General features: G+C 32.8%; 8 protein-coding genes and 1 CRISPR repeat array. Of the genes, 1 reads left to right on the top strand and 7 read right to left on the bottom strand.

The window, feature by feature from the left end:
* Positions 1-5: 5 nt before the first annotated feature.
* Positions 6-432: direct repeats of the CRISPR family, unit length 30 nt; unit sequence CTTTCAATTCCTTATAGGTAGGCTAAAAAC.
* Between the two features lie 182 nt (positions 433-614).
* The 5 genes from cas3 to cas6 are packed head-to-tail and all read right to left on the bottom strand — an operon-like array spanning position 615 to position 7,129.
* Positions 615-2,969, bottom strand: a complete 2,355-nt coding sequence (cas3, locus tag I4N53_RS00510; protein WP_214495332.1) for a CRISPR-associated helicase Cas3' — start codon at positions 2,967-2,969, stop codon at positions 615-617.
* On the bottom strand, positions 2,953-3,666 hold the full coding sequence (gene cas5b / locus I4N53_RS00505; protein ID WP_214495331.1) for a type I-B CRISPR-associated protein Cas5b: 714 nt from the start codon (positions 3,664-3,666) through the stop codon (positions 2,953-2,955). Before cas5b ends, cas3 begins: the two co-directional genes overlap by 17 nt.
* 12 nt (positions 3,667-3,678) lie before the next feature.
* On the bottom strand, positions 3,679-4,593 hold the full coding sequence (cas7b, locus tag I4N53_RS00500; RefSeq protein WP_214495330.1) for a type I-B CRISPR-associated protein Cas7/Csh2: 915 nt from the start codon (positions 4,591-4,593) through the stop codon (positions 3,679-3,681).
* Entirely contained in the window at positions 4,577-6,355 is a 1,779-nt protein-coding gene (locus tag I4N53_RS00495) for a TIGR02556 family CRISPR-associated protein (RefSeq protein WP_214495329.1), read from the bottom strand. The genes cas7b and I4N53_RS00495 overlap by 17 nt, the downstream gene beginning before the upstream one ends.
* A gap of 18 nt (positions 6,356-6,373) precedes the next feature.
* The gene (gene cas6 / locus I4N53_RS00490; protein ID WP_214495328.1) at positions 6,374-7,129 is read right to left on the bottom strand and encodes a CRISPR-associated endoribonuclease Cas6; all 756 of its coding nucleotides are present in this window, start codon (positions 7,127-7,129) and stop codon (positions 6,374-6,376) included.
* 1,300 nt (positions 7,130-8,429) lie between these two features.
* Here cas6 and I4N53_RS00485 point away from each other — a divergent pair.
* Complete coding sequence (locus I4N53_RS00485) at positions 8,430-9,701, top strand: stalk domain-containing protein (RefSeq protein ID WP_214495327.1); 1,272 nt, start codon at positions 8,430-8,432, stop codon at positions 9,699-9,701.
* A 40-nt stretch (positions 9,702-9,741) separates the two neighbouring features.
* On the opposite strand, the gene sufU is transcribed toward I4N53_RS00485, so the two are convergent.
* Both sufU and I4N53_RS00475 read right to left on the bottom strand, forming a co-directional pair.
* Entirely contained in the window at positions 9,742-10,155 is a 414-nt protein-coding gene (sufU, locus tag I4N53_RS00480) for a Fe-S cluster assembly sulfur transfer protein SufU (RefSeq protein WP_012996185.1), read from the bottom strand.
* A partial coding sequence (locus I4N53_RS00475) for an aminotransferase class V-fold PLP-dependent enzyme (RefSeq protein WP_214495326.1) occupies positions 10,152-10,377 on the bottom strand: 226 nt, incomplete at its 5' end. The genes sufU and I4N53_RS00475, both read right to left, overlap by 4 nt.

Genomic DNA, 10,377 nt, shown 5'->3' with positions numbered 1-10,377 from the left:
GCAGGCTTTCAATTCCTTATAGGTAGGCTAAAAACAGCTGGAAGTTATGGGGACGGTTGGCGCCAGGATTCTTTCAATTCCTTATAGGTAGGCTAAAAACGAGGCAGCAGGTTCTTTGAGAATCTAGCTGCTTTTTCTTTCAATTCCTTATAGGTAGGCTAAAAACACTGGTTTATTGTTAGCCATACTATCTAAATCTTCTTGCTTTCAATTCCTTATAGGTAGGCTAAAAACCAAGAAGCTAAAAAACAAATAGAAGCTTTAAATTTCTTTCAATTCCTTATAGGTAGGCTAAAAACCGCCTCTATGCACGGCGTTTCGTTGTAGTAGGCAGCTTTCAATTCCTTATAGGTAGGCTAAAAACGTTTTAATATTTATGCCTTTTAATACTGGCATTGGCATCTTTCAATTCCTTATAGGTAGGCTAAAAACCCATTATAACGTGCATAAATAGTGCATGTAAGTTTTATAACTTTTTAATTTATTGTCAAGTATCTTGACTTTATTATATCATATTGTTCGATAAAATCAACTACAATCTGAAAACCAAAAAATAAAAAATGTCGTCGATCCCCAGGCATTTTTGCGCTACTAAGGATCGACGACATTTTTTATTACCATATACCTATAACTCCTTTTGCAATAAAACCTGTTTCTTTGTCATAATATTCATTTAAACTGTCATAATTTACATACTTGAAACCCCATATATCAGGAGGCATGTTTTCAGCTGTTGCGGGTATTGATATTACATATTTATAGAAATCAGCTTTAAAGCGATTAAAAATATTTCTCCTTTCAAATAGATTTTTTATGTCTTTAAGTCCCACATATTTTTGCCACAATTCTTTGGCCTCTTCATTCAATTCGATAAACGCATCTACTTTATAATAGTCATCTTCAATTAGTTTAAATTTGGAAATACACATATCCCCATCGTCGCTATCATATTTTAATGCGTATATTGCATCTAAAAGTTTTTTTGCTTCACTTGAGGACATTCTTTCTGATACTTCGTGATAATATTTTTCTATAATTTTTAAAAGTTCCTGCTCTCTTACAATGTCGTATTTACTCAGTATTTCCCTTGTTATATCAAGCAATATTCTATCATAGATATATCTTGAATATCTTTGACCTTTTTCATCTATCAGCGATACAATATAAACCTTTCCTTTTCCATTCCAGTTTCTATTGCACCTTCCTGCTGATTGGTTAATGGAATCAAGCGGCGCTATATCTCTTACAACAACATCAAAATCAATGTCTACTCCTGCTTCTACTAATTGAGTTGTTACTGCAAACTTTATTTTTCCTTTTTTTATTTTTTCTATTCTTTCCATTCTTTCCAAAGGTGTTATATGAGTTGATATGTAAATTATTTCATCATTAGGTACTTTAGTTTTTAATATACTGTAAAATTGCTGAGCAGATTTTATAGTATTTAATATAAAAAGATAGCTTCTACCATCGCTTAAATCGAACATCTCACTTAGTTTTTCTAAAGTAATATCACAATCCAATTTTGGAATAATCTCTACCCTCTCCATCTGAGCAAAGTATTTATTTTTGTCCACTAACGGGTAAATTTCTTCTTCTTTGAATATTAAAGGTTGAGTAGCAGTTACAAAAATTATATAGGAATTCAATTCTTCTGCAACAGCTTTTAAAAGTTCTTTTATTAACAGCCAATATTTAAATGGTATTGATTGAACTTCATCTAGTATAATTATAGAATTTGATAACCTGTGGAACTTCCTTAAAGTCCTATTTTTTTCAGATACTAAAGTATGAAAAAATTGAACAAAAGTAGTTATTATTATTTCTGAATTCCAACCTTCTATCAATATTTTAGCTTGTTCATCTTCAAATTCACTATTACTTTTAGTATACTTTACATCCGACAAATGGTGATGTTTCAATATTATTTCTGTACTCGGATAAATCCCATTATATTTTAACAACTCTTCAATTACACTAGAATTTTGGTCTATAATACTTAAAAATGGCAAAGAATAAATAATTCTATATTTTACACCAGTGTGTTTGTATAATATATCCCATAATTTCATTGAAAAAGCAATTGTAGTCAATGTTTTACCAAGGCCCGTAGGAAGATTAATAGACATTATCCTCTGTCCAATATTTATTTCTCTCTCTACTGCTTCTTTATAAGCTTCTTCCCTTAATAAATTAATTTTATTTTCTTCACCACAAAAAGAAGCTTTATACGCTTTTACAAACTGGTCCTCAAATTTTATTTCTGGTCGTTTTATATTGTCGATTCCAACGACCACTTCTGTTTTATCGGTATCAATAAGCAAAGAAAACAAAAAGTTTAATAATAAATAAATGGAAATATCTTGTTCTTCTTTAAGCTTTCTTAATTCTCTTTTAACCTTTCGCAATTCAGAATTAATATTATCAATATACTCGTTTATTAATGATTTGGTTAAATCTTTATTTAAGCCCGCATTTTTAAGGTTTTTGTTTAATATTTGTAATTTTTCATCATCTATACTGTTAAGCTGCCTTTTAAGTATTTTTAACTCTTTCTCATCTAATATAACTTCATTAAAAATATCTTTTAAATCTCCATGGTGATTTTTAACAATTAAAAAAGCTATAAAAGGGAGTAATATTCCCTTCCTGTCTTGAGTATTTATCTCATTTTTAATCAAATAAAAAGCTACAACTGCAGACAATAAAGAATGATGCGTTTCTTCCATTGTTTTTAATTTATTTCTCTCTATCTCGTTTTCAGTAAACAAATATTTCTGAAAATAATTTGTCGCTTTTCCAAAGTCATGGCATAAAGAAATTATAGTAACTGTTTTTAAAAAAGTATCTTTATCTATTATTTCCACATTTTTTTCATAAACGTAATTTCTAATTATCTTAGAAGTATTGATAAGATGATCTTCTAAAAATTTGTCAGGATGGGAGTATAATTCAGAAAAAGATGACATGTTCGCCATTAACCTCCCAACATTTCATTACATGACATTTTATGCTCTGCCCATTTGCTTCATATAACACATCTTGGTAACTTAAAACAACCCTATCTTCATTCATATCCATGGGTATCTTTTCTTTAAAATATTTTTTACCCTTTTCAAAATAAATTTTGTCCTCCACAATAAATTCAAACGGCAGTACTGATAAAATATCTACTTCTACATACTTCACTTCGTGTGAATCATATATTCCTACAAACTTATAATCTGCTAACATTTCACTTAATCCCAGAGACAAAGTATAAACATTTTTGTGATTTTTTATTTTATCTATCACATCCTCAAACAAGTCATTATCTTTATGCGCAAAATAAATCCTATAAGCCGCATCTTTCACAAATTCCGCCCTAACTTGCGTTCTTGCCTCGTGATTTTTCATTTTATAAGGTATCCAGAAATTACCTTTCGTGTTTATCAAATTCAATCCCATCCTAATTTTTTTGACAGGGTTTAATATTCTTATGGCAATATTACAGTTTGAGCTTGAAAAAACTTTTAGATATTCTTTTTTATCAATCCCCGCTATTGCCCCCAACATGCCCTTGACAGTTGAAGGCGGTGGAAAGGAAAAAGTAAGCGGTGAAGATGTGGTGTAATATTTTCTGAAATGTCCATAGTCCCCGAATATATCAAAGACCAAAGTTTTCATATTTATATCCCCTCAATACTGGAGTTTTTGAATGTTTAATCCTTCCAATGCTTTCTCTAATGTACATACTTCTCCATTACATGTAAAAATAACTCTATCATCGTAGACATACTTTATTAATTTTATTTTATCTTTGTTTTCTTTGAGAACTGTCACAAGTTCTGTTATATCAAGTTTACCATCTTGTATATCTCTTATTTTTTCATCCTCCATATTATGCACAAATTTTATGCGTTTTTCAAGCTCCCCTATTTGATAATTATTTTCTTGATATATTACTTCAACCAATAACCTTGGTTCGTGTCCCATTTTTGAGCCTGACATTAAATTTTTAGTTCCATTCCACATGCCTTCTAACATTAAATCCACATCTTCATCCGTTAAAGGTATATTTTGCGCTATTGCAGCATTTTCATTAACAACCCCATAAAAAGCAATTAATGAGTAGGGTAATATGTATTTTTCCGTAAATGTCCCTTGCCCCCTACCCTCTCCAGAAGGCATAACTGTTGTACCTTTTATATACATTAAATCTACCTTGTGAAGAGACTTGCCATATTTAAATTGAACTGGGCCAGTGAGGGTCATTACTTTATCTTTTACCGCAGTTGTTGCTCCAAATAATCTCACATCAATGCATTTCTCTATTATGTCTTTATTTGTGCCAAAATCTTTCATTCTCTCCTCTTTCGTCCGGAGTTTTCCCCCCTCCTCTTCCCTTGTTTCGAGTATAAATACCTCCTTCCCTTTGTAATAAGCAAGATAATCCCTTATTGTCCTTTTAAGCCTCACATCTGTCACAATATTTATGCCTGTCTCTTCGTCTATACGCGGTTTATTTTCGTCTACAGGATCGCCATTAGGATTTGCAAAATTAACATCATAGAGAAATAGAATTTCTGCTCGATTTTTAACAATGTTTCCCATTTGTTTTCTCCTCCTCTTCTTTTTTATAAATGATATTTGTTAATTCATCAGCTAAATTAATGCCGCAAACAAAATAGAAATTTATTTCATCAACAGACATATTCCAATTATCTCCCGCTAAAAGAAGATAATTAGAGACTTCTTTTGCTAAAAGCCTTTTCCCTTTGTCAAAAGAATCATACTCTTCAAGTTTATTTTGCACTTTAGGAAGAAGGCCTTTTATGTCTTTCTCATCCATTTTTAACCCCTTTAAATTTTTCATAAAGGGTTTCGCTTCTCTATCTGAGTACTGTTTCCTCAATAAAAGCTCAGTAAGAGCTCCTAAAAGTACAAGTCCTTTTTTAAGAGGGGTCTCAAAACTGGGACCATATTTAGCAAAAAAGCTGTCAAATATCCTTTCTTCCATTGGCACAACCTCCATCTTTATAAGCTTTAATTTTTCAAGAAAAGCTACTGTCATTAAGCCATCTTTTATTGCATTTTTATAATTGCGGTCATTTACAAATTCCTCTCGAACTTTTTTCATAATAAGGCCGTACAAAAAGCCCAAATCAACGGGTCTACCCGTGAAAATCCTATCTGTTATATCCAAAAAATAAGTATCCAGGTCATTATCTTTTTTATTTGAATCAGATTTGGACATAAAACTTCTTATATTTTTGAAAGTAAAGTTTTCATTAAACGTCTCATCTACTTTATCTTTTGCATTAAAAATTTCTCTTAAGTGGGAAGGGAAAACATCTTCTATTAAAAGCAAGATCCTTTCTGCGGAATTTGCTTTTTTCAAAAACAAAAAGTTTACAGTCATTGTATCTTCTGCTTTAGCAAGATAGTCCAATATTTCATCTTCGTCTCCAATAAATCTCTTCTTTGTTTCTTTTTTAAGAGATATAAGTTTACTCGCATTTTCAAATATCTCTCGCACCTCTTTTTTTACAAATTCGTTTCCTATAATAAAGTTAGGTATTAATTGATATTCCAAACCATAAAACTTAAAAGTAAGTTCATTTTCAAGGTATCTTTTCCCCTCTTCTAAAGCCAACATGCATTCCTTACATACAGGATAATTCCTCCATGATTCTTTTTCGTTAAATCCACCAGCAATATATCCCGGTTTGTCTATTGTGTAGAATTTATAAGTATCTACCGTGCCAAAAATCATCTTCTTTTTTTGTCCACAAATTGAGCAAACCTTATCTTTTGAATGAATCTTTTGGTACTTTTTGTTGTGTAGCTGTAATAAGATACTCTTAAAAATGTCCAAATCTCCAATGTATTTGGAGTCTCCGTCTACATTAAATTTAAGTATGAGAGATAGTCCTTCTCTTTTAGGAATATCTTTCCGAATCTTTTCCACTTCAGCAATAATTTCATCACTTTTTTCTTCCAATATGTTTCGTATTTTTTGAAGAAAAATTTTATTTTTTTGGTCGATTTTGATTGTTCTGTCATCCAATACTTTAAACCAGCTTTTTATTTTACCGTTAAATGTTTTAGTCACCTCTGTTATTTTTGCAGCAGGGGTATATCCAGGTGCATTCCCACTTGTGTCAGTAAAAAGGTATCTATTTATTTTTGAATCGTCATATTCTTCAAGTCTCACCTTTTCATATTCAATGTCATCTTCTTTTATAGTAAAATCTATAGTTGCTATTTTGGAATATCTACCCTCTTGATTTGGATTTTCTATAAATACGTCTAGCAAAGTCTTGTTTTGAGATTTTAACACCATTTCCCCCAACTCTTTTATTGCTGTAATCATTCTCTCTCCCTCCTTTCGCTATTTAATTATCTCAAAACACCCGAACCCTTGGGAATTTTTAGCTCCTAGTCCCGTGTAATAGGCAAGCTCCAGAAGTTCAGGTGTTGTTTCCACATCATATATACCCATCCATCCTTTTACATAAACATTTTTATATTTGATCTTTTTTGAATATCTTCTGTCTTCTTGTTTGGATAGAGGATAAAGCTTAAAATATGGATCTTTCGCTTTTACATTATAGACTAATTCATATTTTTTAAGCAGATTATTAAGTAAAAGGGGAGAAAATTTTTCATCCCATGGTGAGTAATAATAAGTATACTTTATATCTCCCTCCTTTAAAGTACTATACATCACAACTGGAGAGATAAATTTTATCCTTGCTTTATTTTTAAAAACAGGAGGATTGTCGATATTGAGTGAATTTAAAATAAATTTTTGCCCATTAAAATGGCAATATTCCTTTTTTAACACATTCTTAGAAATATCAAATATAAATTCATCCAAAGGAGAAGCGACTGTAAATTTAAAAGGTGGCGTTATGCTTATCTTTTTCTGCCCTTTAGAGTCTACTAAAATCTTAAACTCTCCTTCAATCCTTGAAAAAGTAAATAATTTAAATTTCCTCTTTTCATATTGAAATCCTCTATCGTGTAAAAAAACTGCGAAATTGCTGTCTCCCATGAGGTCATACAAAAAGCCTTGAACTATATAATTATAATGAATTGGCAATACTAAATTCTTTTCTCCCATAAATTCCATGGTAATTCTCATAATTACACCCCATAAATAGCGAAGATATGGATTTATTGGTTATACATGTATATAATTCTACATTAATCTCTATTTTTCCTTCTTAACTTTTAAAAAATATTAACGATTTTGTCTAATTCTATTTAATAAATAGTAAACCATAAAAATAAAAAGGTTCTTTCTCAAGACTTAAGGTTGGCATTTTCTGATTCCTGCTCTTATTTTTCAGTCCAGAACACTTAAACCAATTCGTGAATACCTTTACACAACTTACATCTTAAATAGCCAGTCACACTGGCTGGTCCTCACTCCAAATCTCCTAATCGTCTTTGTTCATCTCCTCTTTTCTAGCTCTGTTCTACTCATTTTTTAGTTGTTAAAGTCAACTTACCATGATAATTCCTGGTCGATAAGGTTATCCTAATTAAGCACCTTTGAGAAAGTGTTCTTAAAGCCCAGCTCTAGAGCATCCCTCATATTCTTTTTCGGTCCATTATCACAGCTTTTTGCGTGGCAGTCCTATTGCCTCCGGACCGGATAGTCGATAGATTCGTACTTTGCGACTCCGTGGAAATTCCCTCTTCATCATAGACTTGAGCAGTTTAGGAAGGTCCGCCGCTGAAACACGGCACTCGAATTCTTCATATCCGCGTTCACGCACTAGAAAAGTCTGATCGTCGAGCTTCAGAATAGTGATTCCGCGATTACGCTTGTAAGACAGGATTTCTAGGCCCTGCGGTGGGGTCAGCTTGGTAAGCGCGATGCACACCTTTTGCAGGGTCGTTTCCAAATTGACCAAGGCCATCCGTTCTCTTCCCCCCTTTCTCCTTTTGCTTTCAATATTATATTCTCCCGTTGGACCGGCTGGCAGCAATTGCCAGCAGCAAGGGCTTATCATTCTTCTGTTTGGAATAATGGTCGCATAACTCCCGAATAGTAGAGATAATGGTGGTCGCTTTGTTGGACGGGCATCTAAGTAGGAGCTAGAGTTGGCTTGGTAGTCGGTTTACAGTTTCAACTCCTTATAGGTATGCTAAAAAATAATTACAATTGTATTTTATTACAATGTATTTTATTATGTCAACTTTCAATTTCTTATAGGTGTTGTTATTTTGTGATATTTCATATTGAAAGTGCTCTACAATAATGTAAGGATGGAAAAGGAAAGAGCACGCTGCATTTGTACGATAATCCTATCCCAATAAATAGGAAAAACGCCAACATTCATGAAAAATGATAACAATCACAACTCTAAAAATTCAAAAATCGACTTTAAATTCTTCTAATTTTAATGTATAATGGTACCATGGGAGGGAGAAATATGGAAACATGTAAAAAGAAATTAGTTTTATCTTTCATATTTATCTTTTTAATAGTTACCATTTTTAATTTACGGGTTGCAAATGCTCAAGAAAAGCAAGAAATTACAGTTCTTTTAGATGGATATCCCGTAACTTTTGATGTGCCACCAGTACTTAAAGATGGTACAACCTTAGTCCCATTTAGGGCTATTGCCGAAGCTTTAAATATTTCTGTAAATTGGGAAGTCTCGACACAAACAGTTACAGCAACTGATAATAAAACAAAGGTCAAACTTCAAATTGGTAATAAAACAGCGATAAAAGACAATATGCCGCTTACTCTCAGAGTATCGCCACAAATGATAAATCAAAGAACTTTGATACCACTTAGGTTTTTTAGTGAAGCTTTTGATTGCGATGTGGATTGGGATAAAAATACTTATACTGTAAAGATAACATCGCCACCAAAAGAAATGTTTGTAACAGGCTTTTATGCTTTGGGAGATAGCCAAACAAGCAGTTGGACAAATTTGTTTGGCAAAAGTTATCCCGAATATACTTCTGGCAATACTGGTTACTTTAGTTCTATTGCATTTGGCTGGTATAGTTTAGATAATAATGGCAATCTCTTGACAAAAAGTCGAACTGGTTGGCAAAGACCTGATGGATGGGAAAAAGTACTAGAAGTAATATCACAATACAAATTGAAATCAGAAATGGTTATACACGTCACCGATGGTGACAAAACCATTTCCAACTTGTTGTCATCGCCAGAAGCTATAGAAAAAGCTATTTCATCAATCGTTGAAGAGGCAAAAATTTACGATAGTGTAAATCTTGATTTTGAAGGACTAGGGCTTAATGAAGATAAAGAGCAGCTCCTTCAAACTCAGCAAAAATTTACTGAGTTTGTTAAACTGCTTAAAAACCGCCTTGATGTCTCAAAATCAATTACATTAACTCTCCATGCGCCAAATAGTGTATATAAAGGATATGATTATAAAACTCTCGGAGAAATTACAGACAAAATAATTATCATGGCTTACGACTATGGTACAAAGCCTGAACCGGAGGAACTTGTAATCCAAGCAATTGAGCAAGCAACTGAAAAGGTACCAAAAGAAAAACTTTTGCTTGGTATTTCAATACCAAATGAAACACTAGAAAGCTTTGCAGTAAAAATTGGTCTTGCAAAAAGATTTGGACTTGGTGGAATAGCTATTTGGAGATTAGGACTTGTGCAAGATGAGATGTGGGATGTCTTGAAAAATTCAATAACGCCACGAAGGTGAGTATGTAAACATTCGCCATCGTGGCGTTATTTTTATAAATTTATAAAATTTCCTGAAGCGTTTTCCATGCCAATAAAGCACATTTTACGCGGGCAGGAAAGTCAGACACACCCTGCAGTACTTGTGCATCACCTAATTCATCTAAATTTACATCTTTTTTGTGTATCATGTCTATAAATTCTTGAACAAGCCTTAAGGCTTCTTTCTTGTCTTTTCCCTTTATAAGGTCTATCATCATAGAGGTTGAAGCCTGGCTTATGGCACACCCATGACCTGTAAAAGATGCATCTTCTATAATATCTCCATTCATTTTTAAATAAAGAGTAATGTCGTCACCACAAAGTGGGTTGTGACCTCTTTCTTTGCGGGTTGCATCTTTAAGCTCTTTTCTATGAGGAGAATTCTCATAATGCTCCATTATAACCTCAGAATAAAGCTGATTTAAATCGCTCATTTAAACCACTTCCTAACTTTTTTAAGTCCTTCAACAAGTGCGTCAATATCGTCAAAGTCGTTGTAAAGATAAAAGCTTGCTCTTACAGTGGCGGGAACACCTAAGTACCTCATTAAGGGTTGACAGCAGTGGTGCCCACTCCTTACGGCAATACCCTCCTCGTCCAGTATTGTAGCAACGTCGTGAGGATGGACACCTTCTACATTGAAGGAAATTATTCCT

It is taken from the genome of Thermoanaerobacter sp. CM-CNRG TB177 (assembly GCF_018588165.1).
Classification (GTDB): domain Bacteria; phylum Bacillota; class Thermoanaerobacteria; order Thermoanaerobacterales; family Thermoanaerobacteraceae; genus Thermoanaerobacter; species Thermoanaerobacter thermocopriae.
This window is presented reverse-complemented; position numbering and strand designations above follow the sequence as displayed.